The sequence below is a fragment of the Streptococcus mitis genome (assembly GCF_003942965.1).
Classification (GTDB): Bacteria; Bacillota; Bacilli; order Lactobacillales; family Streptococcaceae; genus Streptococcus; species Streptococcus mitis_BH.
Map to the genome: position 1 here is coordinate 1 of NZ_RJOG01000018.1, position 16,284 is coordinate 16,284.

At 42.2% G+C, this 16,284-nt stretch carries 14 protein-coding genes; 3 read left to right on the top strand and 11 right to left on the bottom strand.

Annotation, left to right across the window (positions count from 1 at the left end; translation table 11 throughout):
- The 5 genes from D8837_RS06530 to D8837_RS06550 all read right to left on the bottom strand — a co-directional run.
- On the bottom strand, nt 1-1,167 hold a 1,167-nt coding region (locus D8837_RS06530; RefSeq protein WP_125456552.1), incomplete at its 3' end, for a ryptide export MFS transporter.
- Nucleotides 1,168-1,407: 240 nt separating this feature from the next.
- Nucleotides 1,408-2,112, bottom strand: coding sequence for an MIP/aquaporin family protein (locus D8837_RS06535; protein ID WP_000980817.1), 705 nt, complete (start codon nt 2,110-2,112; stop codon nt 1,408-1,410).
- Between the two features lie 70 nt (nt 2,113-2,182).
- Nucleotides 2,183-4,009 carry a type 1 glycerol-3-phosphate oxidase gene (glpO, locus tag D8837_RS06540; RefSeq protein ID WP_125456553.1) on the bottom strand — a complete coding sequence of 609 codons (1,827 nt, stop codon included), beginning with the start codon at nt 4,007-4,009 and terminating at the stop codon, nt 2,183-2,185.
- A gap of 41 nt (nt 4,010-4,050) precedes the next feature.
- Complete coding sequence (gene glpK / locus D8837_RS06545) at nt 4,051-5,559, bottom strand: glycerol kinase GlpK (protein ID WP_060627350.1); 1,509 nt, start codon at nt 5,557-5,559, stop codon at nt 4,051-4,053.
- Between the two features lie 159 nt (nt 5,560-5,718).
- Nucleotides 5,719-7,146: a helix-turn-helix domain-containing protein gene (locus D8837_RS06550; RefSeq protein ID WP_125456554.1), complete on the bottom strand. Its 1,428-nt coding sequence runs from the start codon at nt 7,144-7,146 to the stop codon at nt 5,719-5,721.
- A gap of 164 nt (nt 7,147-7,310) precedes the next feature.
- Here D8837_RS06550 and hslO point away from each other — a divergent pair, with 164 nt between their 5' ends.
- Complete coding sequence (hslO, locus tag D8837_RS06555; protein ID WP_061864793.1) at nt 7,311-8,183, top strand: Hsp33 family molecular chaperone HslO; 873 nt, start codon at nt 7,311-7,313, stop codon at nt 8,181-8,183.
- Nucleotides 8,170-9,150 (top strand): tRNA dihydrouridine synthase DusB, encoded by a 981-nt coding sequence (dusB, locus tag D8837_RS06560; protein WP_049491155.1) that lies wholly within the window; start codon nt 8,170-8,172, stop codon nt 9,148-9,150. The genes hslO and dusB overlap by 14 nt, the downstream gene beginning before the upstream one ends.
- A gap of 73 nt (nt 9,151-9,223) precedes the next feature.
- On the opposite strand, the gene D8837_RS06565 is transcribed toward dusB, so the two are convergent.
- Nucleotides 9,224-9,916, bottom strand: a complete 693-nt coding sequence (locus D8837_RS06565) for a hypothetical protein (protein ID WP_125456555.1) — start codon at nt 9,914-9,916, stop codon at nt 9,224-9,226.
- Between the two features lie 286 nt (nt 9,917-10,202).
- Here D8837_RS06565 and D8837_RS06570 point away from each other — a divergent pair, with 286 nt between their 5' ends.
- A complete protein-coding gene (locus tag D8837_RS06570; RefSeq protein WP_125386289.1) occupies nt 10,203-10,433 on the top strand; it encodes a hypothetical protein in 231 nt (76 codons plus the stop codon).
- Between the two features lie 71 nt (nt 10,434-10,504).
- Here D8837_RS06570 and D8837_RS06575 read toward each other — a convergent pair whose 3' ends face one another.
- The 5 genes from D8837_RS06575 to D8837_RS06595 all read right to left on the bottom strand — a co-directional run bounded on the left by D8837_RS06575 (nt 10,505) and on the right by D8837_RS06595 (nt 16,166).
- Nucleotides 10,505-11,278 carry an NUDIX domain-containing protein gene (locus tag D8837_RS06575; RefSeq protein WP_023947305.1) on the bottom strand — a complete coding sequence of 258 codons (774 nt, stop codon included), beginning with the start codon at nt 11,276-11,278 and terminating at the stop codon, nt 10,505-10,507.
- A gap of 1 nt (nt 11,279) precedes the next feature.
- Nucleotides 11,280-12,059: a nicotinamide riboside transporter PnuC gene (gene pnuC / locus D8837_RS06580; protein ID WP_125456556.1), complete on the bottom strand. Its 780-nt coding sequence runs from the start codon at nt 12,057-12,059 to the stop codon at nt 11,280-11,282.
- Between the two features lie 9 nt (nt 12,060-12,068).
- Complete coding sequence (locus D8837_RS06585) at nt 12,069-13,127, bottom strand: AAA family ATPase (protein WP_125456557.1); 1,059 nt, start codon at nt 13,125-13,127, stop codon at nt 12,069-12,071.
- A 146-nt stretch (nt 13,128-13,273) separates the two neighbouring features.
- Nucleotides 13,274-15,706 carry an ATP-dependent Clp protease ATP-binding subunit gene (locus D8837_RS06590; RefSeq protein WP_125456558.1) on the bottom strand — a complete coding sequence of 811 codons (2,433 nt, stop codon included), beginning with the start codon at nt 15,704-15,706 and terminating at the stop codon, nt 13,274-13,276.
- A gap of 1 nt (nt 15,707) precedes the next feature.
- On the bottom strand, nt 15,708-16,166 hold the full coding sequence (locus tag D8837_RS06595) for a CtsR family transcriptional regulator (RefSeq protein ID WP_049499116.1): 459 nt from the start codon (nt 16,164-16,166) through the stop codon (nt 15,708-15,710).
- Nucleotides 16,167-16,284: the final 118 nt, after the last annotated feature.

Below are 16,284 nucleotides of genomic sequence, written 5' to 3' on the forward strand. Positions count from 1 at the left end.
ATCTCGTCTGATATAAATTAAAATAGCTTCTATCATCAGACAAATAGCTGATAACCAAAAACTGATACTAATACCAAAACTCTCAGTAATATAGCTCATTAGCAAAACAAATACTGAAAATGCTAGTGTCGAAATCACTTCCAGAACGGAATAGACATTAACCAAGTTATTTTCCTCTACTGTTTCCTGAAGAAATACACTTTCAGGAACTTCTTTTAGCTGCGATAACATACCAACTAAAGCTGAAAATACTAAAAACATCTGTGCATTTGGAAAAAATAGAATAGTCAGCGTCACTATTGCCATGGCTACAAGAGAAAAAAGAATACTTTCCCACTTAAGAGCAAGAAACTTTTCAGATAGCCGAAAAGCAATTAAGCCACTAATTATAATCCCGATAGAATATGCTGTATTAGAATATCCCCAGTAACTTTCCGTTTCATTTAATAACTCAGTTACAAAGACAAGTATGATAGACGAAACCCAAATCGTATTTGAGAAAATTTCAAATAAATTTGCTGATACAAAAAGTCTTAATCTAGGATCTCTAGCAACTAACTTCCAACCTTTGAGCAAAATTTCAAGATTTGTCTCTGACTCTAGCACCTTCACTTCAGCGTTAGGAAGAAATAACATCAAAAAGCTAGAAATGGTATACAAGATTAAAATGATAAACGTGGTAGGTAACAGACCAATTGTTGCAAACAAGAATCCACCTAATCCCCAACCCACTAACTGAACAGCTTCACCAGTCATTGACAAAGCTGAGTTAGCCTTGCCCAAATCAGTCACATAGCGCGGCACAATAGCATAGGAAACAGGTGCTGCAAAACCATCTAATATGGAAATTGCAACAACAAATAGATAGGTTACCAAAGGCGCTACGGATTGCATTACGGTAAACATTCCTACCAGTATCGCCAATAATATAGTCTTTCCAAATTGGGATAAAGATAAAACCCTATTTAGCGCTATCCTTTTAGTAACTAAAGGAACTAAAAGACTCGCAACAAAAGAGGATATCCCTATTAAAATGGGAACTAATGATGTGGCAATTACTGATTTTGAAATAATGTATATGTTAGCAATGATGGTTACTCTAAAGAAAATATCTGCTAAATTTGCAAACAATTGAGAGACTAACAACTTAATAAATGAATTAGACATGTAACGCTCCCATCTTAGTTACCAACTTTAGAATTAAAATTTGATTTTTAATATTTTAGCATAAAATAGCAGAAAACAAAAGTGAGGTTTTTTACATGAGAAAGCAAAAGCTAGTGCCTTTATTCCTCCTATTTTTTGAAGGAATTATTATCGTTGATTGGATAGTACTAATTAGTTATACTCAATGAAAAAAGCCTGAGATACTCATCTCAAGCTTTATCAACATAATTGTTTTCTAGATTAGAAAAGTGAGAATACAAGCACGGCCAAGGCTGCACCGATAACAGGTCCCACAACAGGAATCCAGGCATAAGACCAGTCTCCGTCTCCCTTGTTTGAAATTGGAAGGATACTGTGCATGATACGAGGTCCAAGGTCACGCGCAGGGTTCAAGGCATAGCCTGTTGTCCCACCTAGTGATAGACCGATACCGACAATCAAAGTTCCCACTGCAAAGGTTCCGATTCCTGCTTGAAGGTCATAAAGTCCCAAAGCAAAGATTGTCAATACCAATACAAAGGTGCCAAGGATTTCGCTGATCAAGTTTGATACAGTATCTTTGATGGCTGGTCCAGTACTGAAGGTTGCCAGGATATTTCCTGCATTTTCTTCTGCCTCATAATGCGGTTTGAATTGCAACCAAACCAAAATCTGACCGAGCATAGCTCCTGCGAACTGGGCTAGGATATAAGGGAAAACGGAAGCCCAAGGTAAGTCACCTTTCAAGGCCACACCAATGGTCACAGCTGGGTTTAAATGAGCTGGACTGAGCTTGCCAGATACAAAGACTGCAACCGCAACTGCAATCCCCCAACCCATAGTAATCACAATCCAACCTGAGCTGTTGCTCTTAGTTTTTGGAAGAACCACACCAGCAACAACACCATTTCCTAGAAGAATCAGGATTAAAGTTCCCAAAAATTCTCCAAATAATTCATTCATCATCTTTCTGTCTCCATTAAAAAGAAGGAGAGGGTAGACTAGGAGTCCTGCCCTCCACCTCTTTTATTTTTTCTTAATTTTTTAATTCTGCTAAATCGTTGTTAGCGAGAGCCGCTTCGACACCCGCACGGTAGCCTGCTTTTTCTTCTTCTGACCAATCATAGAATCGTCCCATTTCATCCAAAACTGGCTCAACGATGCTATCCAAACTATCACGCATAAATAGCATATGGTTGGTACGACGAAGAAGGAAGTCAACTGGGCTAAGTGCCAACTCATTGCGCATTGCATAGTGAAGTGACAATGTATCTGCCAAGCTGAGTCCTGGTGCTTGTTCCAAACTATGAGCAAGGGCAAAGACCTTCGGTGCATTTGAACCGTAAAGATTTGCTAAGTAATGAGCTTCCTTGCTATCCAAACCACGTGACACTCCAAGTTGCGCAAAGGCTTCGATTTCTGAGTCCACATTTGCTGGGTTCAATTCTCCACCTGAAACAGGGTAAGTCTTAGAGTTGATCAGTTTAAAGCTGCGGTCAAATTCTGCCTTGAGGATGTCAACCACGCGCTCCATAGCTCCTTCAGCCATCTTACGGTAGTCTGTGATTTTACCACCAGCAAGGGTCAAGAGACCATTATCATCTCGGTCCAAGCTAGAACCGCGAGAAACTGCAGATGGATCCAAATGTTTCTCAGAGGTACTGCTTTCAAGCTTGCTGACAGCAGACTCAACATCTTCACGAGTTTTTTCTTTAGAGAGATACGATTCAACAGTCGCAATCAAGTTGTTAAAGCTTTCATCACTGATGGTTCCGTTATTTCCTCCATTGTAGTCAGAAGCGCTATTGCCTGCGATCAATGGACGAAGACCTGCCCAGCTACTTTCGATATCATCAATGGTGATGTTGGCTTCTGGGAAGCGGTTGTTGACAATGCCAAGTAGGTAATCTACATCTTCCTGAGTCACTTTTGGATGTTCCAAATCACCTGTGTAATCTGTATCAGTTGTACCAAAGTAAGTCTTGTTTTCACGCGGGAGAACAAAGACCATACGACCATCTCCCAAACCTGTGTCAAAGTAAACTGGCTGTGAAACCTTGATCTTGCTTGAATCCACTACCAAGTGAACTCCCTTAGTTGGGCGCATTTGTGAGAATTGGGTTCCCTCATTAGACAAATTGCGTACCTTATCGCTCCAAGGGCCTGTTGTGTTAATCACCAGACGGGCCTTGATTTCAAAGACTTGGTCTGTCAAGAGATCACGAGCTACAACACCTGTAATCTTGCCACTTTCGTCAAAGAGGAAGCCTTCTGCCTTCACGTGGTTAGCAATGAGGGCACCGTCTTGGTTGGCACGTTTGATGTTTTCAATCACGAGACGCGCATCGTTGTTACGGAAGTCAAGGTAAACCCCACCTCCTACCAAACCTTCTTTCTTCAAGTTTGGTTGGCGTTCCAAGACTTCTTCCTTGCTCAAAACCTTGTTAGCAGCTGGTGTGTTGTTAACTCCTGCCAAAAGGTCATACAAATCCATAGCTACTTTCAGACGGAAGAGGCTAAAGGTCGCTCCATCCTCATCGTAAACTGGCAAGAGCATTGGATCTGGTTTTGGAATATGTGGAGCGATTTGTTGAACCACTGCACGTTCAGAAACTGTATCTGAGACCACTTCTACGTCGAATTGTTTGAGGTAACGAAGACCTCCGTGAACCAATTTTGTTGAACGGCTGGATGTTCCTTCTGCGAAGTCCTGCATTTCAATCAAACCAGTATCTAGACCACTAGCTGCAGCCTGCAAAGCTACACCAGCACCAGTGATCCCCCCACCGATAATCAAGAGGTCCAGGGTACGTTCCTGCATTTTTTGAATTGATAATTCACGTGTTTTCTTTGAAAATTCCATATTTACACACTTTCTAACTAAGTCGATTTATTCTTCCAGTATTAGTCGTCTACTTCCGCAAAGACTTGGGTTGCTTTCACAGCTTTCTTCCATCCCTTGTAGAGTTGTTCCTTGCGAGATTCGTTCATAGATGGCTCGAAGAGCTCTCCTGTCTCGTTTAAGAGTTTCAACTCATCCAAGTCTTTCCAATAGCCCACTGACAAACCTGCTAGGAAGGCTGCCCCTAGAGCTGTTGTTTCCAAGTTTTTGGCGCGTGCGATATCGATTCCTAAAATGTCAGCTTGGAACTGCATGAGGAAATTGTTCATAGCTGCACCACCGTCTACTTTCAATACTTGGATAGCTGTTTGAGCATCCACTTGCATGGTGTCGATGATGTCACGCACTTGATAAGCGATAGATTGCAAAGTCGCCTTGATAAAGTCTTCTTTAGTTGTTCCACGAGTTAAGCCAAAGACAGAACCGCGAGCGTTTTGGTTCCAGTATGGAGCACCTAGACCTGTAAAGGCTGGAACAACATAAACTTCATCATTGTTGTGAGAATCACGAGCGTATTTTTCAGACTCTGGTGAATTTTCAACCATGCGAAGACCATCACGAAGCCATTGAATGGCACTTCCTGCGATGAAGATAGAACCTTCCAAGGCATAGTAAACCTTGCCATTGATTCCGTAACCAATGGTTGTCAAAAGATTGTTTTCAGACAACTGCATTTCTTCACCAGTATTCATGATGATGAAAGAACCTGTTCCGTAAGTATTTTTAACCATACCTGGTTCAAAGGCCAACTGTCCAAAGAGGGCCGCTTGTTGGTCCCCAGCCATACCTGAGATTGGAACTTCTCCACCATAGAAGTGGAATGGAGCTGTCTTACCGTAGATTTCAGAGTTAGAACGAACCTCAGGCAACATTGCTTTAGGAATATTGAGGATTTCTAAAATCTCATCATCCCATTTGAGTTCTTTAATGTTATAAAGCATGGTACGAGCTGCATTTGAGTAGTCAGTCACGTGAGCCGCACCGTCAGTCAATTTCCAAACCAACCAAGTATCGATGGTACCAAAGAGCAATTCCCCTTTTTCTGCTCGCTCTTGAGCGCCTTCTACATGATCCAAAATCCAACGAACCTTAGTCGCTGAGAAGTAAGCATCGATGATCAAACCAGTCTTTTCATGGAATTTTTCCACATAACCTTGGTTTTTTAGTTGCTCAGCCAAAGGGGCTGTTTGGCGAGACTGCCAAACGATAGCGTTGTAGATAGGGAGCCCTGTTTTCTTATCCCAGACAACAGTTGTTTCACGTTGGTTGGTAATTCCGATTGCTTCGATTTGACTTGGCTTGACACCACTTTCGATGAAAGCACCCGCAATAACTGACTGGACTGAGTTCCAAATTTCATTGGCATTGTGCTCTACCCAACCTGCCTGAGGGAAAATCTGGGTAAACTCTTTTTGACTCGAGCTGACCTTTTCTCCTTTTTTGTTGAAAATAATGGCACGAGAGCTTGTAGTCCCCTGGTCAATGGCCATGATGTATTTTTCTTGTGACATGTGCTGTCCTCCTGATAAAGATCTTGAGGATGTTTCCTCTTTACACTTACTAGTATACAAAATAAAGCGCTTTCTTGTTTATCAACTTTTTTTAATTTTTTAAAAAATGTGAGGAGATTGTGTGAATTTCACAAAAAAGACCTGGAACGACCAAGCCTTTTAAGTGAATAATAACTGACGAATAGCCGCCAAATCTTCCATATCCAAGTCATTTTTTAAATAATAGACTGGTGTTTGTTCCTTCTTATGAATGGGGTTATTGGTAACCAGCAAATCATAATGCCGAGTTCGATCATAGGCTTCAATGGTGATAAAACGATTGTATTCCAAATACCGTTTTAAAATGGCTGCCATCCTTGAAAAGACAAGAAAACCAGATGTCAAATCCAGACCAATCCGCATATGCTGACCACCATTTTCTGCCATATATTCCATCAACTGGAGCCATTCCCAGAGAATCTTCTTATCTAAGTCTGTCCCCTGCTGAAAGGCAGGTAGAGCATGAAAAATCTCCTCTGCCGTTCCCCTAAAATCATGTTCCATCAGCAAATAGGGATGACGATTCTCTAACTGGTACTTGTAGCAATCCTGTAAAATATAGCCCTTATAGAGATAGACTTGAGCACAAAGCTGACTGAGTTCATAAGTGACATGGTCCTCTGTATAGTCCCCCAATAGTTCCTCCTTCTTCATTTCTTGAATCAATTGCGTCAGTAAATCTGCCAACTGCCCTCCAAAACCAAGAATATACTCCATTGTATGAAGAGGAAGAATGCGATGAGATAGGAGGAAAGAGAAGAATATCATCATCTCCCCATCCTCAGTTCCTAGAGGAAGGTGTTGCCCGGCAAAAAAGGACGAAGCCTTTCTCAGCAAACGAAGGTAGAAAATATTGTCAAAATACCCTCGCATTTTCTCTTCTATGACTTGAAACTGACAGGCATTGACCCGAAGACGCTGTTGACTGATATGAGCCCAGAGAACCAAGTCCAATTTCTGACCCGAAGACAAACTTGCACCGCAGATTTCTTCTAGTGTAGCAATTTCCTGCTTTCTCTCTGGTTTCTGCATGTGACCTTCCCACTCCTGACTAGACCAGACCTTGCGGAAAAGACAGAAATAGAAATATCGAATCTGATGTTCTGGGCCTCGCCAACGTCCATTTTGGATGGATAAGTCAAACTCTGACAAAATCTGATTTAAGCTAGACAAATGGCGACCAAGCGTGGCCTCGCTAATCATCAATTCTTGAGCCAGTTGATGGGCTAGAAACTGTTGGTGGTAGAGAAGATAGACCAAAATCTGGTATTTAACAGCATTCTCCAAAAACAAGCTCCGGATATCTCTCCCCTTGGTCGCTGCACCGATCGATAGACGCAGATTTTCATCTTCTAAGTGAATATTCAGCTCTAAGCCACTATCCAAAGCCTTGTCATTGAGAAGGGTGACATATTTGGTTAGGGTTGCTTTTGAAAATCCTGTTTCCTCCATTACAGCCTTGACAGTCGTCTGAGACTCTTGTAATAGAAAGGAAAGGATTGAAAATTGGCCAGATTCAGCCTTTTCCATCAAGTCTCCTAAATACATTTGTTACCCCTTTCATTTTCTACCTTAAGCATAGCATAAATCTTACAAATGCTGAAATAATCTGTTTCTCTTTTTATTTTCATGCTGATTTCCTGGTCCATTATCCTAAAAATCAGCAAACACACGGCTCCCCCTTTGGGCATTTTTATGCTAAAATAGTAGCTATGGATAAAATTATAAAAACAATATCAGAAAGCGGAGCCTTTCGTGCTTTTGTCCTTGATAGCACAGAAACCGTCCGCACTGCTCAAGAAAAACACCAAACTCAAGCTAGCTCAACTGTAGCGCTTGGTCGAACTCTTATCGCTAGCCAGATTCTCGCAGCCAATGAAAAAGGAAATACCAAACTAACAGTTAAGGTATTGGGATCTAGCTCTCTAGGTGCTATTATCACCGTCGCAGATACCAAGGGGAACGTCAAAGGCTACGTTCAAAATCCTGGTGTTGACATCAAAAAGACTGCAACTGGTGAAGTTCTAGTTGGACCTTTTGTTGGAAATGGTCAATTCCTCGTTATCACAGACTACGGTACTGGAAATCCTTACAACTCTATGACTCCCCTTATCTCTGGAGAAATTGGTGAAGACCTTGCCTTTTACCTGACTGAAAGCCAACAAACACCTTCAGCAGTCGGTCTCAATGTCCTTTTGGACGAAGAAGACAAGGTCAAGGTTGCAGGTGGTTTCCTAGTCCAAGTCTTGCCGGGAGCCAAGGAAGAAGAGATTGCTCGCTTTGAAAAACGCATCCAAGAAATGCCAGCTATCTCGACCCTTCTCGAAAGTGAAGACCATATCGAAGCCCTCCTCAAGGCTATCTACGGTGACGAGGTCTACAAGCGTCTTTCTGAAGAGGAAATTCGTTTCCAATGTGACTGTAGCCATGAACGCTTTATGAACGCTCTTGCTAGCCTTCCAAGCTCAGACTTACAGGAAATGAAAGAGGAAGACCACGGAGCAGAAATCACTTGTCAATTCTGCCAAACTACCTATAACTTTGATGAAAACGACCTGGAGGAACTCATTCGTGACAAATCTTAATACACCTTTTATGATTGGCAATGTTGAGATTCCCAATCGTACTGTTTTAGCGCCTATGGCTGGCGTGACCAACTCAGCCTTTCGTACTATTGCAAAAGAGCTCGGAGCTGGACTCGTTGTCATGGAAATGGTCTCTGACAAGGGAATCCAATACAACAACGAAAAAACCCTGCACATGCTTCATATCGACGAAGGCGAAAACCCTGTCTCTATCCAACTATTTGGTAGTGATGAAGACAGCCTAGCACGCGCAGCAGAATTCATCCAAGAAAACACCAAAACCGATATCGTGGATATCAATATGGGCTGCCCAGTTAACAAAATCGTGAAGAACGAAGCTGGCGCTATGTGGCTCAAGGACCCAGATAAGATCTACTCTATTATCAACAAGGTCCAATCTGTCCTTGATATTCCACTTACTGTCAAAATGCGTACCGGCTGGGCCGACCCATCTCTGGCAGTTGAAAATGCCCTCGCTGCTGAAGCAGCAGGTGTTTCTGCCCTCGCCATGCATGGCCGTACCCGTGAACAAATGTATACAGGTCACGCAGACCTTGAGACCCTTCACAAGGTCGCTCAAGCTTTGACCAAGATTCCATTTATCGCCAACGGTGATATCCGTACTGTCCAAGAAGCCAAGCAACGCATCGAAGAAGTCGGTGCTGATGCAGTCATGATTGGCCGCGCTGCCATGGGAAATCCTTACCTCTTCAACCAAATCAACCATTACTTTGAAACAGGAGAAATCCTACCTGATTTGACCTTTGAAGACAAGATGAAAATCGCCTACGAACACTTGAAACGTTTGATTAACCTCAAAGGGGAAAACGTAGCAGTTCGTGAATTCCGTGGCCTCGCTCCTCACTACCTCCGTGGAACATCTGGCGCAGCCAAACTCCGTGGAGCCATTTCGCAAGCTAGCACCCTAGCAGAGATTGAAGCCCTCTTGCAATTAGACAAAGTTTAAACACAGAAACCCCGTAAACTTCATTAAGTTACGGGGTTTTAAAATGTATATAAACTTGAGATTCTAAATTCTACTATTGAGCTAAAACAACACTAGAAACCTTGCCATCTGCACCTGTGGTAATTTGAACGGTCTTTCCTCCACCGATTGTAGCATTATACTTACCATCGTCAAGGGTATATGAATAGCCTTTGATAGAGTAGTTTTCCTTCTTGCCATCAGCAGTTTCTACTGTAAATTGACCTCCTGAAGAAACAGTAATGGTTTCGCCATTAGCTCCCTTCCAATTGCCCGCTGCAGCTGAGAAATCACCATCAACCATGGTTAAGACACCCTTATAGCGTTTATTTTGCTCTGCTTGCTTATCTTGAAGTTTGCGGTCAGTTGTTGGATCATAACCTGACTGGTTAGACTGAGCTTGAGAACCTTGCTGAGTTGAAGGAGCCTTAGTAGGAGTTTGTTGACTAGCCGCCTGTTGATTAGACACTTCTTGACCTTGTCTTTGTTCTGGTGTCGCTTGTGATGGCGTTGCAGTTGCTGAAGATTGATCAGTAGACGCCTTAGTCTTTTCAGATGAAGCTGAACTTGAGGACTTCTGAGTCTTGCTTTCTTTGTTAGAAGAAGTTGCTTTAGAACTTGATGACTGGCTTGTCTTAGCAGAACTGCTTGCTTGAGTTGTTTCCTTTTTATTTCCACAAGCTCCCAGTAGCAAGGTAGAAGCCAATACAGTCGCTGCCATCAATTTGATATAGGTTTTCTTTTTCATTTTTCTACTCCTTTGTAATATTTTAGAAATATAAAGAAATCTTTTTGTAATATAATTGTAACATTAGGATTTAAATATGTCAACAATTTATCTAAACTATTTTAAAAATCTTAAATACTTTAGATATATTTACTCCTCCTACTCTTCTATTCGTAGTCTAATAGCAAAAACAGAAAAAAATTCCTATTTTGAGTAATATTTTTAAATCATCCTTGTGTAATCGCTTTCATCTTTAAGTACAAAGGAATATAATAACATTGAAATAGAATATAGGAGGTGCATTCTTATGCTAAATAAGTATTACAAGTATCTTCCTTGGGTGATTTTGGGAGCAATTGGCTCTTATCAATCAGCCGCTTACTATGCGCGAACTGCATTTGATGTCTTCTATCTGACTACAATCTTTATGATTGTTTATATCGCTTTGTTATTTTTACATGAGAACTATCTCAAGTATCGATACAAAGATTTCTTTACTCACATGTTGAGTAATCCTAAGAAAGATAGCCATCCCTAAAACAGTCGCAACACAAAACCATCTCATGATGGTACATAAAGAGGTCGGGAACTTTGTCCCGACCTCGCTTTTTATTTCAATCGATAGGTTTTTCTTGGTTTCTTTTTAGGTACTCGTTTGAGTCCGACTTCTTCTACATATTCTCCGTATTTTACGAGAAAGTTATTGCTGACGATTGGACGACCGGGGTTGATAAGATTGACCAGTTCAGTTCCTTCGTAGACAGTGAACTCCTCCTCCAGCAGATAGAGGAAGGTCGGATTCCAGTCGAGACGGCCTTGGATTCGTTTGATGGATTCTTGGATAATGGCATAATGGTCAAAAGCGAAGGCTTGCTCCTCCAACTCTACTCCCTTTAAGAAGCACTTGCCTGTCTGAAAATCGACATCTACAAAAACCACATCCTTAGCATCGTCTCCTGCTTGAACAAGTTCTAATGCACAACTAGGCAGATAAACCAAGTGGGCAATGGTCACTGTCCAGCCCCGTGGGTCACGGCCGGGGGTCGATACAGTCATCAATTGCTCAATTTTTTCTAAAGGGAGTTCGAGGTTGACCTCTTCTTTCACCTCGCGCTGACAAGCATGTGCAGCATCTTCGCCCTTGTCCATAAATCCTCCAACCAGAGCCAAACAATTTTGATAAGGGTGAGCCTTGCGACGAATTAATAAGAGCTTGATCTTTCCTTCGACAAAGCAGTAGGCTACCATATCCACCGTCACACTTGGTTTTTCGTATTGAGGGAGTTCCTGCTTGTAGTACCAATCCAAAAACTCCTCCTGACTGGCATGAATTTCAAAATATTCTTTTTCCGTCATCCCTGATGGAATCATCGTGTCCGTCATTTTATGCCTCCTTACGAACTGCCTTAGTCCATTGGTACCAACCTACTAGACTATTGAGAGTGTAAACCCAGTACATCCCTTGGATGTGGATATTTTCACCCCACCAGAGATAAATACTAAAGAGATTGGTTGCAATCCAGAAAATCCATTGCTCACGGTAGAGACGTGTCATCAAGAGCTGACCAACACCATTGGTCGCATCGGTAACACTATCACGGAAAGGGCGAGCACTATGGATACTTTGGTAAGCTAAGCCCATACCAATCCAGATGATAGCAGTCAAGGCTAAGTACTTGAGCCAGTCAAAAACAGATAATTTCTTAGCTTCAAAGTGAGATTCTTCTACTTTTCCTTGGTCATTGATACGGTTGGACAGCCAAGCATAGAGACCAATCGGCTGCATGACAAAGAAGTAAACAGTCGTCAAAACTTCACCATAAAAAGTCGCATTCATAGCCAAAACCAAATAGATAGCAGAGTTAATGGCCCCAAAGAGATAATTGCTTGCACGCCCTTCTGCTACCAAGATAACACAGACAATCCCAGTCCAAGATGCAAACAAGCTCATCCAGTCATGACTTTCTGTATTTTGAGTGAACTCTAAGATCAAGGGAACACTCGACAAGACGATGAGATACAACCACTGGAAAAGACTACGGCCGACAAAAAGATCTTTCCAGAGCAGGTTCATGATTCCTGCAAAACCGATCTTGCGGGCTTCCGCATGGACATTTTTAAAGTTTTCGATAAATTGTGTGATTTTTCCAGTTAATTTTTTCATAATTTTCTCCTAATCTGCTTGGTAAATGGCATCAATAGCCTCTTTTGCAGTTTCATAATTTCCTAGATAATCCTCTGCTAGATAAACTAGTGGAATATTTGCTAAGTAGCGCTCCCTCATCTGGTCCAAATGCTGGGAAAAACTATGACGAATATGGTCTTCTGCCATAGTCATATCTCTAAAGCCGTCATTGACATAAGAGCCAACAGGTTGCACAAAGAGAATCAAGTCCCATTTTTCCTTAGCCAAGATCGAGACAAAGAGATTGTCAAAGGTTTCTCCTGATAAGTCCCCTTGGTCCTCAGTCTCCATGTAATAATCATAGTAGCCTTTGGTTACTAAAGAGTTTGTGTCAGCAATCACTAGACCTCGATTGGCATTGCTATCGATTAACTTAGAGGTCTGATCATACTGTCCCAAAAGAAGATAATAGTAATCTTTTGGAGTCAATTCATCGTCGCGGACATTGTTTTTAATCTGGTACTCACGTGCGTATTCCAAACTAACTGGTGCATCGTAATACCTTGCCAAATCCTTGGCCAGAGTGGTCTTCCCATTGCTAGCACTTCCCATAATCAACACTTTCTTTGTAAACTGACAACGGAAGGGTTGAGCGATATATTTCCAATATTTGCTTGGATTTTCTCGAATCATAGTCGCTGAGATACCAAACTTTCTTTCTTGCAAGACAGTCTCAAAACCACGTTTAGATAATTCTTGCTGGTAGTCTGCCTCTCCCACAAAGAAAATCAGTTCTTGCTGGGTTTCATCATAGGAAATCTCCGCTAACATTTGGTTCAACCACTCCTGCCAGCCCATAGGGTAACGGGGAAGATTAGTCTCATCTAACTTGCAAACGGAGGTCAACTCATCATCACGAAAGGCCTCTCGGATATAGCGAAATCTTTTTTGAAGACTTAAGCCTACCTGCTCCCCTCGGTCTCCCTCATAGCCTGAAACGACAACCCAGACCTGGTCACACTGCCGCTTCGCTCGCTGGATTAGATCGATATGCCCCTGATGGAGAGGGGCAAAAGTCCCAAATACCACTGCTGTTTTCTTTTTCATAAATTCATTGTCTTTTTATAGTTTTTGATATTTTTATTATCTATGTTTTTATTATAAACTATATTTTTATTTTGTCAATAGTTTTTTATCATTTCTTATAAAAAAGTAGCAAAAAAGAGAATCAAGATTGCTCCTGATTCTCCATTTTATGCAATATCAAATTTTAACTGACCTGCTTTGACACCAATCTTAAGTGTGCTGCCTGCCACTAATTCTCCCTTGAGAAGAAGTTCTGCCAACTTGTCTTCCACTTCTGTTTGTAGAGTTCTGCGAAGTGGACGAGCTCCCATCTCTGGGTCATATCCTTGATTTGCCAATAATTTCAGTGCGGAAGCTTGTAATTTCAAGTCAATGCCTTTTTCAGCCAAACTTGCCACTAAAGGTTTAACCATAATCTTCACTACTTCCTGCATATTGTCGCTAGATAGGCTATGGAAGACAACCTTTTCATCAATACGATTAATAAACTCAGGTCGATAAGCCTTTTTCAGCTCTTCAAACATGCGTTTTTCCATATTCTCCTGGTCAAAACGAATGTCCTTGGCCCCAAAACCAACAGTCTTATCATCCCGAAGGGCTGTCGCACCAAGGTTTGATGTCATGATGATAATAGTATTTGAAAAGTCTACCTTGCGTCCCTTACTGTCTGTCAAGACACCATCATCCAAGACCTGCAAGAGAACATTAAAGATGTCTGGGTGGGCCTTCTCTACCTCGTCAAAAAGGAGAACAGAATAGGGTTTGTTGCGGACCTTCTCGGTCAACTCCCCACCTTCTTCATAACCCACATAGCCCGGAGGAGCTCCGTTAAGACGGCTGGCTGCGAATTTCTCCATATACTCACTCATATCAAAGCGGATAAGGGCTGATTCGTCATCAAAAAGAACTTCTGCTAGAGCCTTGGCTAATTCGGTCTTTCCGACACCCGTCGGTCCTAGGAACATAAAGGAACCAATCGGACGCTTGTGACTACGAATACCAGACTGATTGCGACGAATGGCACGACTAATGCTTGAAACTGCTTGATCTTGACCGATGACACGCTTGTGTAGTTCAGCTTCCAAGTTCAGGTATTTCTTAGCATCAGTCTGAGTCAGTTTTTGGACTGGAATACCTGACAAACGACTCAAGGTGGTCAAAATATCAGACTCTGTCACCAAGTCTTTATAGACAGGCACTTCCTCTTCTTTTGCGATTAGCTGAGCTACCTGTTTCCACTTACCATCCATCAAGGCCTTGTCAGCTGGACTCAAACCTGAATCGTCTGATTTTACATGCTTTGCCTTATTTTGCACTGTTGCCGCTGCCTCATCCAAGAGATCGATAGCAGAGTCTGGCAAGTGACGACTGGTTAAGTAACGATGAGCCATCTTAACCGCTGTTTCAACCGCTTCATCTGTGATTTGTACACGGTGATGTTTCTCATAAGTCACCTTCAAACCTTGCAAAATGGTCATACTGTCTGCCACACTTGGCTCTTCAATCGTCACTTTAGCGAAACGACGAGAAAGGGCTGCGTCTTTTTCAATGTGTTTTTGATATTCTTCCTGAGTAGTCGCACCAACCGTTCTCAAGGTGCCACGCGCCAAGGCTGGCTTCAAGATATTGGCCGCATCCAGAGTTGAGTCAATTCCACTACCAGAACCCATGATAGTATGAAGTTCATCGATAAAGAGGATGACTTGGCCATCTTCTTCAATATCCTTGATGATATTGTTCATGCGTTCTTCAAAGTCACCACGGAAACGTGTACCTGCAACAACATTCATCAAATCAAGCTCTAACACGCGCATCTTAGCCATTTCCGCAGGTACATCACCACTAGCAATACGCTGGGCAAGACCAAGCGCCAGAGCTGTTTTCCCGACACCAGCATCCCCAACCAAGACAGGATTATTCTTGGTTTTACGGCTCAAGATTTGAATCATACGCGAGATTTCCTTGTCCCGACCGATGACTGGTTCTAACTTGCCAGAACGCGCTTGCTCTGTCAAATCATGCGTATAATCCTCGAGACCACCACTAGGAGTCTGGGGCATGCCCATCATATTAGCCATAGAATTTTGCTTATCAGCTACTGTACGATGACGTTGACGTAAAACCTTGAGGTCTTCACGAGTCCAACCTGCACGTTCTTCTAAATTTCGACGAAGGGCAGCAATCTTGACCTGATCTTTCTTGTCTTCATAAGAAAAACCAGCCCTCTCCAAGATACGAGTCGCCAAGGCATTGCCATCATGCAAAATCGCATAAAGGAGGTGCTCTGTCCCTAGCACCTTAGCATGGACCACTGACGCTACATACTCTGCTTCATCAAAAAGAACCTGCAAACGATGGGAGAACGGCAATTCCGTAAAGGTTTCATCCTGGCTATAGTCCGTTTCAGTCAGTTCCAAAGCCACCTCTTCTAAACGGTCCATCTCATACGGATAATCATTTAAAGTTGCCCCTGCCACACTATAACTGTGATTAGACATGGCAATCAACAAGTGCCAAGACTCTAGATAACGAGCTCCAAAATGGCCAGCCACCATGTAGGCACTTTCGATACATTCATTCAATGCTTTTGAATAGTTCATCTTACTTCCCTTTTCTATCTACCTCTTGTATGACCTGTCGTAGCATATTAGCACGAATAACTGGAGCTTCTTCTCCTAGAACGCGATCCAAAGCTACTGCTACCAGCAAATTCATCTCCTGCTTGGTCATCAATTCCTGCTCAACCAAAAGCTGTAGAATATCCTCATAAATTTCTTGACTGACCCGCTCGCCAATCGAATAAAGCAGCTCTCGGAGCATTTCATGATGACTAGAAAACTCAATCCGTCCTATACGAATGTAGCCTCCACCACCACGCTTACTTTCAACCAAGTAACCTCTACTTTCCGTAAAGCGTGTCTTAATCACATAGTTGATCTGACTAGGAACAACCTGAAAAGTATCTGCTAACTGACTCCGTTGCAACTCCACAATTCCAGATTGATCTAAAATCGCCTTGATGTAGGCCTCAATATGATCCGATGTATTTTTAAATCTCATTACAAACCCACCTCTCTCTTTAAACCTTGACTATCTTTGACTATTATACCGAAATTTTCTCATTTTTAAAAGAAAAAGGGCGCTGGTAAAGGATAATCTTCACCAACTCCCTATTTTT

What these genes read in the sequence shown, in the direction of transcription:
- D8837_RS06570 (WP_125386289.1), top strand. Translation starts at nt 10,203, where the DNA reads ATGCTAAATAAGTATTACAAGTATCTTCCTTGGGTGATTTTGGGAGCA.
- D8837_RS06585 (WP_125456557.1), bottom strand. Translation starts at nt 13,127, where the DNA reads ATGAAAAAGAAAACAGCAGTGGTATTTGGGACTTTTGCCCCTCTCCAT.
- D8837_RS06575 (WP_023947305.1), bottom strand. Translation starts at nt 11,278, where the DNA reads ATGACGGACACGATGATTCCATCAGGGATGACGGAAAAAGAATATTTT.
- D8837_RS06590 (WP_125456558.1), bottom strand. Translation starts at nt 15,706, where the DNA reads ATGAACTATTCAAAAGCATTGAATGAATGTATCGAAAGTGCCTACATG.
- glpO (WP_125456553.1), bottom strand. Translation starts at nt 4,009, where the DNA reads ATGGAATTTTCAAAGAAAACACGTGAATTATCAATTCAAAAAATGCAG.
- pnuC (WP_125456556.1), bottom strand. Translation starts at nt 12,059, where the DNA reads ATGAAAAAATTAACTGGAAAAATCACACAATTTATCGAAAACTTTAAA.
- D8837_RS06595 (WP_049499116.1), bottom strand. Translation starts at nt 16,166, where the DNA reads ATGAGATTTAAAAATACATCGGATCATATTGAGGCCTACATCAAGGCG.
- glpK (WP_060627350.1), bottom strand. Translation starts at nt 5,559, where the DNA reads ATGTCACAAGAAAAATACATCATGGCCATTGACCAGGGGACTACAAGC.
- D8837_RS06565 (WP_125456555.1), bottom strand. Translation starts at nt 9,916, where the DNA reads ATGAAAAAGAAAACCTATATCAAATTGATGGCAGCGACTGTATTGGCT.
- hslO (WP_061864793.1), top strand. Translation starts at nt 7,311, where the DNA reads ATGGATAAAATTATAAAAACAATATCAGAAAGCGGAGCCTTTCGTGCT.
- D8837_RS06535 (WP_000980817.1), bottom strand. Translation starts at nt 2,112, where the DNA reads ATGATGAATGAATTATTTGGAGAATTTTTGGGAACTTTAATCCTGATT.
- D8837_RS06550 (WP_125456554.1), bottom strand. Translation starts at nt 7,146, where the DNA reads ATGTATTTAGGAGACTTGATGGAAAAGGCTGAATCTGGCCAATTTTCA.